At 45.7% G+C, this 14,982-nt stretch carries 14 protein-coding genes; 13 read left to right on the plus strand and 1 reads right to left on the minus strand.

The annotated features are described in order from the left end of the window. On the plus strand, positions 1-191 hold a 191-nt coding region (locus tag HQK80_11690), incomplete at its 5' end, for a DUF3418 domain-containing protein (protein ID MBF0222870.1). 321 nt (positions 192-512) lie between these two features. Here the strand turns inward: HQK80_11690 and HQK80_11695 are convergent. Next, positions 513-731 carry a hypothetical protein gene (locus HQK80_11695; GenBank protein ID MBF0222871.1) on the minus strand — a complete coding sequence of 73 codons (219 nt, stop codon included), beginning with the start codon at positions 729-731 and terminating at the stop codon, positions 513-515. Positions 732-1,022: 291 nt separating this feature from the next. On the opposite strand from HQK80_11695, the gene HQK80_11700 reads away from it, so the two are divergent. From HQK80_11700 to HQK80_11755, 12 genes are all read left to right on the plus strand, one after another. After that, on the plus strand, positions 1,023-1,322 hold the full coding sequence (locus HQK80_11700) for a type II toxin-antitoxin system RelE/ParE family toxin (protein ID MBF0222872.1): 300 nt from the start codon (positions 1,023-1,025) through the stop codon (positions 1,320-1,322). A gap of 3 nt (positions 1,323-1,325) precedes the next feature. Next, positions 1,326-1,604, plus strand: coding sequence for a putative addiction module antidote protein (locus HQK80_11705; GenBank protein ID MBF0222873.1), 279 nt, complete (start codon positions 1,326-1,328; stop codon positions 1,602-1,604). A 228-nt stretch (positions 1,605-1,832) separates the two neighbouring features. Beyond that, on the plus strand, positions 1,833-2,378 hold the full coding sequence (locus HQK80_11710) for a shikimate kinase (protein ID MBF0222874.1): 546 nt from the start codon (positions 1,833-1,835) through the stop codon (positions 2,376-2,378). A 97-nt stretch (positions 2,379-2,475) separates the two neighbouring features. Further along, entirely contained in the window at positions 2,476-3,528 is a 1,053-nt protein-coding gene (gene aroC, locus HQK80_11715) for a chorismate synthase (GenBank protein MBF0222875.1), read from the plus strand. 132 nt (positions 3,529-3,660) lie between these two features. Then, a complete protein-coding gene (locus tag HQK80_11720; protein MBF0222876.1) occupies positions 3,661-4,557 on the plus strand; it encodes a hypothetical protein in 897 nt (298 codons plus the stop codon). Positions 4,558-4,755: 198 nt separating this feature from the next. Then, on the plus strand, positions 4,756-6,351 hold the full coding sequence (locus HQK80_11725) for a glycogen/starch synthase (protein MBF0222877.1): 1,596 nt from the start codon (positions 4,756-4,758) through the stop codon (positions 6,349-6,351). Positions 6,352-6,373: 22 nt separating this feature from the next. Continuing rightward, positions 6,374-7,378, plus strand: a complete 1,005-nt coding sequence (gene gap / locus HQK80_11730; protein MBF0222878.1) for a type I glyceraldehyde-3-phosphate dehydrogenase — start codon at positions 6,374-6,376, stop codon at positions 7,376-7,378. 205 nt (positions 7,379-7,583) lie between these two features. Further along, positions 7,584-11,960, plus strand: coding sequence for a phosphoenolpyruvate synthase (locus HQK80_11735; GenBank protein MBF0222879.1), 4,377 nt, complete (start codon positions 7,584-7,586; stop codon positions 11,958-11,960). 78 nt (positions 11,961-12,038) lie between these two features. Further along, entirely contained in the window at positions 12,039-12,824 is a 786-nt protein-coding gene (locus HQK80_11740) for a glycosyltransferase family 2 protein (GenBank protein ID MBF0222880.1), read from the plus strand. Positions 12,825-13,078: 254 nt separating this feature from the next. Then, the gene (locus tag HQK80_11745) at positions 13,079-14,005 is read left to right on the plus strand and encodes a glycosyltransferase family 2 protein (protein ID MBF0222881.1); all 927 of its coding nucleotides are present in this window, start codon (positions 13,079-13,081) and stop codon (positions 14,003-14,005) included. Positions 14,006-14,199: 194 nt separating this feature from the next. Beyond that, entirely contained in the window at positions 14,200-14,460 is a 261-nt protein-coding gene (locus tag HQK80_11750) for a helix-turn-helix transcriptional regulator (protein ID MBF0222882.1), read from the plus strand. Beyond that, positions 14,447-14,755 carry a HipA N-terminal domain-containing protein gene (locus HQK80_11755; protein ID MBF0222883.1) on the plus strand — a complete coding sequence of 103 codons (309 nt, stop codon included), beginning with the start codon at positions 14,447-14,449 and terminating at the stop codon, positions 14,753-14,755. Before HQK80_11750 ends, HQK80_11755 begins: the two co-directional genes overlap by 14 nt. Positions 14,756-14,982: the final 227 nt, after the last annotated feature.

Here is a 14,982-nt window from a genome sequence, read left to right on the forward strand (position 1 = left end):
CCCTTTTGAAAATTCTCGATAGCATTCATGTGCCAGCCAGAAAAACTGTTGTTTCAGCCATGATTGATGAATTTAAGATACTGATCGAAGAGTATAAAATATCTGTGTTTGCACCAGAAATGAAAACGATATGTAAGGTTTCAGAAAAAAGATTAGTCAAGAAAATTCAAGAGATTCACGAACAGCTTTAGGAGCCGTCAAAAAAACAACATCGGAGTCTGCGCTTATCTCGGGGATGACGATCGCAACTTCCCGTAAATCCGTCATTCCGGTATGCTTTTAACCGGAGTCCACGAGTATTGATAGCCTGAGCGCTTGCCTTTTTGCAAATCACGATTTTGCAAGCGCACCTTGAAGATGGTCAGATTAACGCCCGGCACCTGGTCGCAGGGAGCTCGCCAGCCAGAAGGAGATCGATTAGAGGTTGTATATCGGAACGGATTGAACGGTATTTTTTGGCGAGTGCGCGCAGATTGCGTTTGAACTCGAGAGTGAACGATACCTTGATCGGTTCAGTGGGCATCGATCCCTTCCCACAGGCGCGACACCGGCAGGGTATCGCCTTTGAGGGCCTCCCGCATTCCCTGCTTGAAACTTTCTTCAGCCGGTTTCAGCAGGATGCCATGTCGAAATCCACGTACGATTTCGAGAAGGGCCGGCAAATATTCCTCAGGCAAGGTTTCGATCTCCTGATACAGTTCTTTAGAAAGGACAGATGTGGCACGGGGCATGGTTCACCTCATGTATATGGTATTATTCCAAATGTTAAGCGAGTATAGCATTGTTTGCGGGTCAGGAGCACCGAATTTGTCAAATCGAGCTGCCACAATCGAAAATTGGGACTGGACGGAAATGGGGACGAAATTATTTTTCCCTAATAAATCAGCAAATAGATCAGGGTCTACACATTTGACAAAGATATAGATTTTAAATGGTTCAGGTTGTCAGGTGTGTAGACCCGACCCCATATTTTTCCTTAGGTGAACATTGACAATCTGTATCTTGAGGGATACATTACTGGTATGAAATACGAACTCCGGAGCACAAACATCTACAACAAATGGTTTGCCAAGCTGAAAGACGTTTCAATAAAGGTAAAAGTTTTGGCCCGTCTCAATCGGATTGAAAACGGGAACTTTGGAGATTTCAAGAAAATTGGCCCCGACCTGTTTGAACTGCGTTTCTTCTTTGGCTCTGGTCTACGGATTTACTACACCATTCAAGATGGCAGGGTAGTATTTCTGTTGGCAGGCGGTGATAAATCTACCCAGGCCAAAGATATAGAAAAAGCCGCTCAGCTTTTATACCAAATGGAGGATTGATCTATGGCCCTTAAAACAAAACCTTTTGACATTGCCGAACACCTGAACACTCCTAAAGAGATTCGCGCTTTTCTACAAGAAGTTGCCGCGACCGGAGACGAATCGGATTTCATCCATGCACTCAATACTGCTGCACGAGCAATGGGCATGACAGAGGTAGCCCAAAAAGCCGGCGTTACTCGTGCAAGCCTTTATAAATCCCTGGCTGAGAACGGCAACCCCAAGTTCTCTACAATTAGCAAAGTAACCAAAGCTCTTGGGTGCAAATTGGCTGTTGTATAGGCGGAGAAAAAACAGGCAGAGCGTGTGCAGAATCAGGATCAGTAGATCAGGGCTTCCATGATGTAACTGGACCCCGGCTTAAAGCATGCCGGGGAGACGTGAAGATAAACAGCCTGAGCATATAATGGTAGATCTTACAAAATAGAATTAGGCTCAATGGCCTGGCTAAAACAGGGCCTTAGTTCATACAACAATTGACATATAGACCTCAAAAAGCGTAAATGCGGTATGCATAATTTGAAGATTATTTTAGTCGGTTATCGTGCCACTGGAAAAACGACGATTGGCAAGCTTCTCGCGGACAGACTCTCGTTTAACTTTATCGATATGGATAAAGCCATAGAGTCCCGGGAAAACTCCTTAATACGTGACCTGGTTAAAACCAAGGGCTGGCCTTATTTCCGAGAGAAAGAGAAATGCCTGCTCGAAGAGCTTATTAACCAACAAGATAGACTTGTCATCGCCACTGGTGGCGGGGCAATTCTTCATCAGGAACTCTGGCCAAAAGTGTTGCGGGCTGGTATGGTGGTCTGGCTTAAGGCTGACCAAGAGACTATCTGCCGACGCCTGGCCGAAGATGCTCTAACTTGCAGCCAACGACCATCTCTGACAGGAGGCGGAACCGAGCAGGAGGTCGCCTCCGTACTTGCCCAGCGTGAACCTTTATACAAAGCTGGGAGCCATATTGCAGTGGACACCGCCGGCAAGACTATCACGGAGATAGTTGACACTGTTCTAGCCCAATATAAAAGCCGCTTTCCAAATAACGGTTAACAGTTTTCATTTGGCCAAGAACAGTCCTTCTGAAACATTGTAGCATTGATTTTTAAACCAGCAACAGACAACTTTATTACACCATCGGGACAGAGACATGGCAGGAAGCACATTCGGCAAAGTTTTTCGGGTCACAACGTGGGGAGAGTCCCATGGAACTGCTGTTGGAGCAACTATTGACGGCTGCCCTCCGGGCCTATTGCTTGATGAGGCCTTAATCCAACAGGACTTGGACAAGCGGCGCCCAGGGACCGGCGGAGCCGCCAGTCCCCGCCAAGAACCGGACAAGATCGAAATTCTTTCCGGAATCTTTGAAGGCAAAACAACCGGCACACCAATTTCCCTGGTTATATTCAACAAAGATGCCCATAGCAAATCCTACGACCACCTCAAAAACATATTTCGTCCGGGCCATGGCGATATAACCTATCTCAAAAAATACGGTGTTCGTGACCATCGAGGCGGCGGCAGGGCTTCTGCCCGCGAGACAGCCGCCCGAGTTGCAGCTGGAGCTGTAGCCCGAATGCTCCTTGCTCAGTACGGTATAACTGTTAAGGCATACACAACAGCTCTAGGCAACATCACGACAGCTCAAAGAGATTTTTCCGTTATTTTGCAGAACAGGCTGTTCTGCCCCGATTTAAAAGCCGCAGAACAGATGGAAGAACTGGTTAAACAGACCAAAAAAGAAGGCGACACCCTTGGCGGAATCGTTGAAATTTCAGTCCATAACTGCCCAGCTGGACTTGGCGAGCCGGTATTTGACAAACTTGACGCAGCCTTAGCCGGGGCCCTGATGTCAATCGGCGCAGTTAAAGGCGTGGAGATCGGTGCAGGATTTCGTGCCGCGGCCCTGAAGGGCTCCGAAAATAACGACCCCTTAACCCCAGATGGATTTGCTTCAAATAACTCCGGCGGCATTCTTGCCGGCATTTCCAACGGTGATGAACTGATCGCCAGGGTTGCAGTCAAACCGATACCCTCCATCGCCAAAAATCAGCAGACGATCAACCTGGAGGGAGAACCTGTAACTGTCAAAATCGGCGGCAGGCATGATATCTCGGCAATTCCGCGGATTATTCCAGTTTGCGAAGCAATGGTCTGCCTGACCATTGCCGACCACCTGCTCCGCCAAAAAACAGTGCAGTAAAAAAGTAAAACGGCGTAACACACTGTTATTATTGCAATAAATTATTTTTAGGCAATTTTTTAAAAAAATAATTAATGAAAGCCCGTAGACCAGTCGATAAGAATCCAGGGACGGTTTCCCCTGGACAAACGTATGCCGACAACAATAACTGCAAAAATACCGGAAAGCGCCTCTTTTCTCATGGATCGGCAGTCTGAACCGAGCCGCCGAGCTAACTTTCCTGCCCAAGATGACATTCTGGCTTTCGAGGCTCGAGATACTGTTACATTATCCTCACCACAAGTTCCAGGCCTCACTCAGACCCAAGATCACTCAAATGAACAGAGCCAATCTGCGACCGATGACGAAAAGGTACGCTACGAGATTCCAGAGAACCCGCTAAAACTTGAAACAGAAAATGAAGAGGAGCAAACTATCGCCCCACCTGGACAAACAAAACCATCAGGGGAGACACTAACCGTCAGTGAACGGATGGAGATTGCCGACCTGAAGCATCGTGACAAAGAGATTCGGGCCCATGAAAAAGCCCACCTGGCGGCAGCGGCTGCTTATGCTCAAAGCGGCGCCACTTATGAGTATGTAAAAGGTCCAGACGGAAAATCCTATGCTGTACATGGAGAGGTCATGATCAACTCTTCCAGTGCCGATACCCCCGAAGGCACAATTAAAAAAATGAAAGTTGTTCGTAGTGCGGCCCTAGCCCCAGCCAGTCCCTCACCTCAAGACCTTAAGGTTGCAGCCAGTGCAACCCGCCGCATGACAAAAGCTGCCCAAGAACTCCGCTTGGATAAACTTGATGAAGCAAAAAGCAAATTCCACCAGGAAGTTCAACGCTATGAACGAGTAGAAAAAGAAATTGAGGAAGAACAAACTGAACAACTCGAGTTGAAAGGAGCCCCCGAGGCAACTATCCCAGAGAAACTCGACACCAGCAACGGCCCCCTCTTGCGCTTCCATGTTAAATCCTATCAGCAAAGCGCCGCTGACATTGCCAAATATCAGTACAACTCTCTTGAGCTTTATACTTAGCCAGTTCTTCTCCCCTGACATCCCTGCATAGTAAAACAACTCTGCCGCCACTCACAAATTGGTGGCCACAAAGTTTTTGGCAACCGAGAATAAAAACACTGTACTTTCACCACCTGTTTGTGACAAACTATCAAGATTATTTAGTAGTTTTTTCCGCCTTAAATCATTCAACAATACACACCGCCACAATAGCTGAATATGAGCAATACAAAAAACATAGAAAACATCTGGTTTGTCACCAGAGAGTACGGCTCCCTTGCTGGAGCAGGGGGGGTAAAAGATGTTGCAAAACAACTTGCAGAGGCCCTGGCAATAGACGGAAAACAGATACGTGCAGTGTTACCGGCCTACGGGTTTATGGATCCAAAAAAGCTTGGATTCACCCAAAAAGCGCTGACCTTTCAAGTAGATATGTCCTATACCCAGGAAGAACGCCGTGAATGGGTAACTATTTGGCATAAGAAAGATAAAGTCGATATTTACCTTATTGACAGTCCGCGCTTCGCCGAAAAAAGCGGCGTTTACTCCTATACAGTTGATGAAGAAAAGCGAAACCCAGCACATCGTCAGGGCGACGGGCATTATGACTACTTTGCCATGAACGTTCTTTTACAAAAAGCCGCCCTTGCCTTAATAATCGAGCTCGACCAAAAGCCCGACATCATACATTGCCATGATGGCCACACGGCCCTTATTCCCGCTATGATTCGAGAGATTGAGGGCTTCCGGCATTACTTTAAAAACACCGGCACGGTGGTCACAATCCATAACGCTGGACTAGGTTATCATCAAGAGGTCGCAGACCTGCCCTTTGCCCAGACAATTTCAGGACTGCCGGCCAGTGTTATCAAAGCCAACCAACTAAACCTGAATTTTGATCCGTTACTGGCCGCATCACCATATGCCGTAATGAATACGGTGAGTGAAAATTATGCCCGTGAACTCCGAGAAACATCTACTGATGATCTGACCGGCTTGCTTGGCCATACGTTTTTAAAACGAGACGTTACCCTCGAGGGCGTTACCAACGGGATTGATCCTGAAGATTTTGATCTGAAAAATTACAAAAAACTTGGCCTGGCCTGTAGTTTTACGCCTGGCATGGCTCCCAGTCAGAAACTTGACGGGAAGGCAAAATGCCGCAAAGCACTTTGTGACGAACTCAGCACCGCCAAATATCCGGGCATCAAACAAACCGGAGAGATCTCCTTTCAACCAGACCAACCACTTTTTACCTTTATCGGGCGATTTTCCATACAGAAAGGTGTGGACAAAATGACCGAGGCTTTAAAAAACTTATTGCCTATCGATACCGATTTTCAGATACTGATATTGGGCAGCGGCCAAAAAGAGATTGAAGATTCTCTGGTAAGCCTGGCGCGTAACAAGCAAAACAAAGGCCGTGTCTGTGTTTTGCGGGGGTTTGATTCGACCTTGGCAAACAAAGTTTATGCTGCTGGCGATTTCTTTCTCATTCCTTCGCTGTATGAGCCCTGTGGCTTAACCGATTTTATTGCCCAGCTGTTTGGTAATTTACCTATTGTTCATCACACAGGCGGACTTGTTAAGGTGATTGATGGTGAAACAGGTTTTTCATTTCATGAACATAGCGGAGTTGCTTTGGAAAAAACCATGGTAAGAGCTATAGATTCATACAGATTTTCGCGGCAGGAAATTGTTGCGATGCAAAAAAAAGCAGTTCAATTAATCCAGAATAAATACACCTGGGAAAAAGTTAAGGACAGCTACCTGAGCCTCTACACAAAAGCCCTGGCGTCCTTGCAAAATTTTTAATCCAACAAAACGGGAGAAAAAGATGACAATTAGAATTGGCGTTAACGGATTTGGACGAATTGGCAGAAACATATTTCGAGCTATTGACAAAGATCCTGCCTTCAAGGACATCGAAATTGTCGCTATTAACGACCTGACCAGCATCGAAACAACGGCACATCTTCTTAAATACGACTCTATTATGGGAGTCTATGATAAGGATGTTTCTGCAAAGGAAAAGGGCATCTCTGTGAACGGCAGAGATATTAATATTTTCAGCCATAGAAACCCAGCAGACATTCCCTGGGGGGATGTTGGCGTTGAATATGTTGTCGAGTCAACCGGATTTTTCACCAACGATGAAACCGCCGGCGCTCATTTAGATGGCGGTGCCAAGAAGGTTATTATTTCTGCTCCGGCAAAAGGCAATGTGAAAACCCTGGTGATGGGTGTTAATGAAGACGAATACGACCCAATTGAGCATAATATCGTCTCCAATGCCTCCTGCACAACTAACTGCCTGGCCCCAGTCGCCAAGGTTATTCTTGATAAGTTTGGTATTAAAAAAGGGTTGATGACAACAGTACATGCCTACACCAATGACCAAAGCATCCTTGATTTTCCACACAGCGACTTGCGGCGGGCCCGTGCAGCGGCACTATCGATGATCCCAACTAAAACTGGTGCTGCCGCTGCCGTCTCACTGGTTCTGCCTGAACTCAAAGGTAAATTCGACGGCTTGGCTGTTCGAGTTCCCACGCCAAATGTTTCGTTGGTCGACGTGGTTATGGAACTTGAAAAAGAGGCAAGCGTAAACGAAATTAATCAGGCCCTTAAAGCAGGGGCCAACAAATTCCTGGGCTACTCGGAAGAACCGCTGGTCTCTATCGACTATCAGGGAAACCCACACTCTTCTATCGTTGATGCCCTATCAACAAAAGCGATTGGCAATATGGTCAAGATCTTATCCTGGTATGACAATGAGTGGGGATATTCGAACCGAGTTCTTGATCTGGTGCTTCTTATGGAAGGGAAAAAACCTTTATAAAAAAACAGAAAACTGCTTTATTAGCCACAGACCCACACAGACTCACACGGACGCTTCGCTTAACAGCATAAAAACAAATGTTCCTTTAGGATTCATTTCCGATTCCCGTGTTGGCTTGTATTGTACTGTGGCTATTTTTATAATTGTCCGTGTGTGTTCGTGTGGGTCTGTGGCTAGTAATCAATGCCGTTAAAATGGTTCATCTATGAATAACGAGTTCATCGAATCAGATGCATTAAAGGCAAACTTACAGGAAACAGCTGTTGAGGATGTGCCTATTGACCCGTCCTATGCCGTTTTAATAGAAGTCGTAGCAGATTTTCGCGGCATACAAAACAGCATCAATGATCTGCTCTTTGAAATTAACCACCCGTTTCGCAACTGGAGCCTTGTTCTGCCAAAGCTCCGGGCCTTTATCCTCAAACACACCAACCATTACTGCAAACACGACAAAGGGCCTGAGGCCTATTTACGTTTTTTTACTATACATCTCGAAGCCATTGACCAGGGTTGGGCCATTTCAAAAACCAAAAAATCCAACCCCCACCAAATTAGTCAGACCTACGCCCCCAAAAGCGGCGATTCCATCTTGGCCCTGGCCATGGAGTCATTGCTTGCTTATATGGATAAGCATATCAATCTGCTCGATTCTGCAAGCCTAAAACGCTACGAAAACGTTTTAAACTCAAGCTTTGAAAAACTCCATAAACTAGACGACCAAGTTCTGATGTATATGGTTCAGAGCTATCACCCGGTAAAGAAAATCGCCCAGTCAATCATTCGTGCAGCCGGCCAAAATGAGAGCCCGGCAGTATTTGATTTTCAGCCATTTACCAAGCTTTACAAAAAACTTCTGCAAATCGATTATCAATACTGGCTTACGGAAAAAGATCCCCTACCGTGGTTTGTTTCCGAGTGTGGGCATGAAAATGATGAATGGGATGTAAGCGGCCTTTTTTCGGCAATTTCTCACCATAAAATGACCGAGCACCTTACAGCACTTGATGAAAAAAGCGCAGCCAAGCCAAAGACAGCCCAAGAACTTCAACGACTGCTGAAGCAACCAGACCATATTGAAATTGTTCGACTCTATAAAGAGATCCCAGGCAAACTGCTTGCGGTGCCTTTCCCAAACGCTGCCTACCCTGGAAGCCCGGAGATACGTGAGGCTCAAAAGAAAGAGACCTCCTCTTTGGATAAATCAGGCAACCAGCTTGACCGCTTTTCCGAAAACAGAAAGCTGCTTTTTTTGTTTCGGATTATGGACACCCCCGGTCTCTTTCTCATCCATGAAGAGACCCTGCGAGAGATTAACCGCAGCCTGGTTCTTTTAATTCATGAACAGGCCTTCGAGGAAATTGAACAGTTTTTACTGACCACCTTTCAACATTTAAAAGCAAATGTAATAAAATTTCCTCACACCTCCCTGCAGTGTATTCAGGTATTAGGGTCTGAGATTTTCAAGAAGGGCAGTGGCAGTTTGGTGGAAAGCTTTTTATGGGAAGTGGTTCGCTTTGGCTTTCAATATGCCAATGTCACCGGTGTTGATGAAGACTGGCAGCCGATTGCCAACCCCGCCCATCTGGTGAATATCCGAGTGTGGTTAAACCTGATTATGCAGGAGCCTAAATGGTGTTCAACCCTGTTCTCTGCTTTGATCATCAACCTCCATCTTTCTGGAACCTGCATCAAGGACACAGATCTCTTTCAAAGAGACATCACCGAACTGCTCAACCACCCTATTGAACCAATTTACAATTTAGCAAAACAATTTGCCAAGCTGCTGCCGGTTTTCTTCAACGAGATTGGCGCCGAGGGTGAACTGCGTGAAGTATCAACGGAACTCGATGAATCCCACAGTCGCAAAGATGTGCTGATCCATTTTTTAAGAAAGCAGAGCCATGTTGAGTCAAGCAATCTGATTGTTGACTTTATCAAGGCAATTTTTTCATTCTGGCGCTCGCGTGACATTAACGTTCTAAGGGAGTTCCTTCCCCATGAAGTTCTCTACGCCATCAAGACGACAGGCCCATTCATAGACGACCTGCACATTCTTATGAAGAGGGCTTTCGAACTGCCTGATCTCTCCAACATAGAGGACCTGCTTGACTGGGATGAAAAAACTCGGGAAAACTTTCTTGCTCAACAGTCTGACTTAAACTCTGTGGAGGTCAGGCGTTTTTCCCTCCTTATCCACATGTATACTCTGTTGTATGAAAAATATAATCTTGGGTTGCAGGATTTACGTCATCAGCTTGATATTGCCGTTAATTCGGGTTTTCCAGAGATTGAAGAACTCATTGCCGATCTTGAAATATGCGATACCTTTCAATGCCTTGATGCAATATTAACCCATCTTGAAAAACTCCAGGAAACAATTCTGAGCGACGAGATATTCGAAGCAAAGGAAGATATCTATTACAAGCGTCACATTGCGGTTGACATTCCATCGGTGTATGGCCGCTATCGCGAAAAAAAATTCGATGCCATCGGGCTTACCTTCAGGCTGGAAAACCTGGCCAACCTCTACCTGGAAAAAATTCCGGACACTGTAAACCTGTCATTTATTACCGAAATTACTTTTATTCGAATTACCAAGTGCCTAAAGCTCTACCTGCGTGCCCTTAAAATAGATGGTATTACCAGCCGAAACCTTGAAACCTACGTCTCTCTGCTTGAAAGTTCGGTGGAACAAAAACGCTTTTCCTACACCCAATACCTTGATATTTTACGGGGCTTATCAAGCGGAGTTAAAGACATTATTTATGCCTATTACACCAATATTCATCAAAACAACCTTTCCATCATTATTCCCCAGGTAGGCTGCGAAAGCCTGCTGCCGCGCTACAGCAAATTGTGGAGTGAAAATGATATCTCCGGCAGTATTCACCGTTTAAGTGAATCATTCCTGCGCGATCTAATTGCCGGAACCTTCGGCCTGCAAAGCCTGGACAATTTTATTACCAGAATCTATCAAACCCTGGAAAGCCAGAAAGAAGTTCTCGACGAGTCCAAACTCAACCTCCTGATGACCTATAACCCCGAGAATGTAATCAGTTCTCTGCACACGCCCAGCAAAAACACAACAAACCTGATCCTGCTTGGAAACAAGGGCTATAACTTGACGCAACTGGCAGTTGACAACAAGCCTGTGCCAGCTGGATTTATCATTACAACTGAGATTTTCCGCTGCTGGCCGGTTGTTAAAGATTTCTTCAAGGCCCGTGACGAATTTATGGCCCAGATTCGGCAATCCCTAACCGAGGTTGAAAACAAAACCGGTAAACGCTTCGGTGACCCATCTAACCCGCTGCTTGTCTCTGTACGAAGCGGGGCAGCTGTTTCCATGCCCGGCATGATGGCAACACTGCACGATGTCGGTTTAAATGAAGATCTGGCCGAAGAGTTTGCCCATAAAACCGGCAAGGAATATCTGGCCTGGGACAACTACCGCAGGTTTTTACAATCCTGGGCCATGAGTAAAGGTATTGACCGGGAAATCTTCCAAACCTTGATGAACGAGGCAAAGGCCACCCATGATGTCCAGGTGAAGCGCCAGTTTACCCCAGCCCAAATGAAAGAGTTGTCATTAAATTACCAAAAGGCGATTCGCGGTATCGGTATCGGCATCCCTGATGACCCCTGGCTCCAGCTTGTAGGGGCCATTGAAACGGTGCTTGATTCGTGGAACACCGCAAAAACCAAAGAGTACCGAAGCCTGATGGATGTTTCTGACTCCTGGGGTACCGCCGTTATTATCCAGGAGATGGTTTTTGGTAATTTGAGCCCAAAATCCGGCAGTGGTGTTGTTTTTACCGCCCATCCCTATCGTAAAGTCCGCAGGGTAGCACTCTGGGGTGATTATGCAACCGCTGACCAGGGTGAAGATATCGTCTCCGGCCTGGTAACGACCTTTCCAATCTCGGTTGAACAGGCCGAAATTGATGGCCGCTCCAAGGAAAATTCGCTGGAAACACGTTTCCCAAAAATCTATCAACACCTGCGCGACATAGCCCGCGACCTGGTGTATGAAAAGCACTGGAACCCTCAGGACATCGAGTTTACCTTTGAAGGGCCGGAGGCTGCTGACCTGCATCTTCTGCAAACCAGGGATATGATCACCATCAAAAAGAAAGAAAATTTCGATGCCTTTCAAGAAAGCACCGCAATGACCAGGTCGATACTCGGTAAAGGTATTGGAGTCAGCGGCAGCGCCCTGTCGGGTAGGGCCGTTTTTACAGTGGACAATATCAACAGGCTCCGCCAGGAAGATCCTGGAACCCCGCTGATCCTTGTGCGTCAGGACACCGTTCCGGAAGACATTAAAGAGATTTCCCAGGCCGATGGTCTGTTAACTGCCCGAGGCGGCCAGACCTCGCATGCCTCAATTGTTGCTCTGCGACTTGAAAAAACATGTGTGGTTGGTTGCAAGAATCTTAAGGTATTTGAAGCAGAAGAACGCTGCGAGATTAGCGGCCGCGAAATACGTTTTGGTGACCCGATCAGCATTGATGGCCGAAAAGGTCTCTTCCTGCGCGGCACCCACCCCATCAATAATGAGATGCACATTCTGCCTATTTAAAACTCGTATTATGTTATGGAATAATTCGTATTACGAACCTATTTTTCCGTAAACCATGCCCAGTATAAAACGAAAACCATGAGTCGCACCAAAATACCTCTATCCATTGCCATTATTACGTTTAACGAAGAAGAACGGCTTGCTGACTGCCTTAAAAGCATCGCATTTGTTGATGACGTTGTTGTTGTTGACTCCGGCAGCACTGACAACACTGTTGCCATTGCTGCATCATATGGGGCAAAAGTTTTTCAGGAAGAGTGGCAGGGTTTTGGAATCCAAAAACAAATCGCAATAGATCGCTGTCGGAACAAATGGGTGCTTGTGCTTGATGCCGACGAACGGGTTTCGCCCGAGTCAGCAATTGAGATACAACATATTTTAGATAACCCAGGCTCCAATAATGCGTACAAAGTTCCTAGAAAAAACATTTTTTTAAATCGTTGGATACAGCATGCCGGCTGGTGGCCTGATCACGTAGTCAGGTTAATCAATACAAAGTTCTGCAAAATGAACTCAAAACCCGTGCACGAATCCATAATCGTCGAAGGCTCAACAGGAACACTGCAAAATCCATTAATTCACTACGCGACCAGAGACATTAAACATACACTGGCAAAAATAGACCGCTACTCTTCCATTGGCGCCGCCGAACTGTTTGAAAATGGCGAAATGGCCTCATATAACAAGGCGTTAGCTAGGGGTACCTGGGCTTTTTTATATAACTATCTATTCCGAATGGGATTTCGAGATGGTTCACCAGGCTTTATCATTGCGGTTTCTGATGCCATCAACAAATTCTTTAAATATGCCAAACTTGTTGAACTTTCTAATACCCACAAAAAAACTGACAGTTTCCCTTCTTAACAAAGCTAGTTCCTCTTTATGTTTACCTAATAATTGAGTACTATGCAGGCCAATTTTCCTTTATTCCTGAGCCTCTGTACAATCAGTTAAACACGTCATTCCGTCATGTTTTTAGACGGAATCCATATTTGATGGTTGATAAAGACTTGGATTCCCGATAGAAACACCGGAGTCTCTGCTTACCTCGGGGATGGCTACTTTTTGCAAAAGGCTCTTCTAAATAACCAATTTTCCAACTAAACCAAGTAACTGCCGTGGAAATATCAATTGTCATAGTAAACTGGAACACCCGGCAACTGCTCCTTAACTGCCTCGCATCCATTTACGAACATATGCCCCAAATGGTTTATGAGATCTGGGTTGTGGATAATGGTTCAACCGATGACAGTGTTGAAAAAGTCAAAAATACCTACCCAGAAGTTCATGTCATCGAAAACAAGCAAAACTTAGGCTTTGCTGCAGCTAACAATATGGCATTCAGACAAATGAATGGTCGCTATGCTCTGTTGCTTAACTCAGATACAATCTTGACCCATGGCGCTATTCAGCAGTTATATAGGTTTTTAGAGGAAAACCCTAAGGTTGGAATGGCCTGCGGCCAATTACTTAATGAAGATGGTACTCGCCAAAACTCCTTTGCCAATTTCCCAAGCGTCCGGGCAATGCTTACCAACGAGACTCTTCTGCGCTTGTTTTTTCCAAAAAGATTTCCCAGCAAGCGCAGAGACTATTTAAAACCAATACCGGTTGATTCATGTATTGGGGCCTGCATGCTTGTCAGCAAAAAAGCCATGGATGACGTCGGCCTTTTCGATGAAGACTATTTTTTCTATTTTGAAGAAACGGACTGGGCTTACCGCATGCACCGAAATGGCTGGGGGGTATACTTTATTCCTTCGGCAAAGATTTATCATTTGCAGGGACAAACTGCCAAATACAGTGCTAAGACCCGTATCATGTTTTACCGCTCACGATATACCTTTTACAAAAAATGGAATCCTCACAGGCACAAACTGATGGTTGCCACCCTGTTTATCCGTTTGCTCGTTGATCTATTGTTAAACAGTCTCCAGCTTTTGCTAAGCTTGGGGATGAACGGTGACTGTCGTCAAAAAATTACTGTGTATTGCCAACTTATTGGATGGCATTTGCGTGGTTGCCCCAACGGAGGGAAGGCATAACTAACCACGTTCTCAATAGCCCTCCCCATGTATTTTACCCATTAATTACCGCCATAGCAGCAACACAGCAAGAATTATTCCTCTGTACCCACAACCACTATATTATATTGATTTTTTACCACGATTCCGGTAAAAATTATGTATTACAGTTACATTCACCCACAAATAAATACAAACTCTACGTTTATACCGCCATGCCAGTAAATATCAGCAACTTAACCAATGATGCTTTCGGGAAAATCATACGCAAACACCGACAAAAAACCGGGCTTTCAATCAAAGAACTCGCAGACTTGGCAGGGCTTGGTAAAACTGTAATTTTCGACATTGAACATGGCAAGGATACCGTGCGCTTCAGTTCCCTTAAAAAAGTTCTCCACGCACTAAATATTTCCGTACTACTTGAAAGTCCACTGATGAATCATCTCATGGAAAACGGCAATGAGAAAAGCTGAGGTTCGTGTCCACTCAATCACCGCAGGTATTCTTGAGGTACACGACTCCGGTCGTCGTTTTTGCTTTGTTTATGACCCTGACTATGAAGGCCCACCAATATCTCTCACCCTCCCCAAAACCTGTAGCAGATATGAGTTCAATGCGTTCCCACCATTTTTTGATGGGCTGCTTCCGGAAGGCCCCCAACTCGAAGCCCTATTAAAGCAAAACAAAATCGATAGGAATGATTTTTTCAGCCAGCTTGTAGCTGTTGGCCAGGATATGGTCGGGGCTGTCACGGTGCATGAAATATGAGGTGCCCGCTCACTTACGATGATTGCCCTGGCAGGTATTCTTCCCTCGGTCTTAAGAAGCTTTCTGTAAACCTGACAGACCTGCACGATTTTCCTTACTCTGCCGAGGAACAGCGCCGCGAAGCAGCAGCAAGAGCTACAAAAATATCTATACAGGGCATCCAACCAAAACTAAGCGTCAGGCTGAATGTCAAAAGACAAACATTTGAAATTATCGACAAACAGGGA

It is taken from the genome of Desulfobulbaceae bacterium (genome assembly GCA_015231515.1).
Lineage (GTDB): Bacteria > Desulfobacterota > Desulfobulbia > Desulfobulbales > VMSU01 > JADGBM01.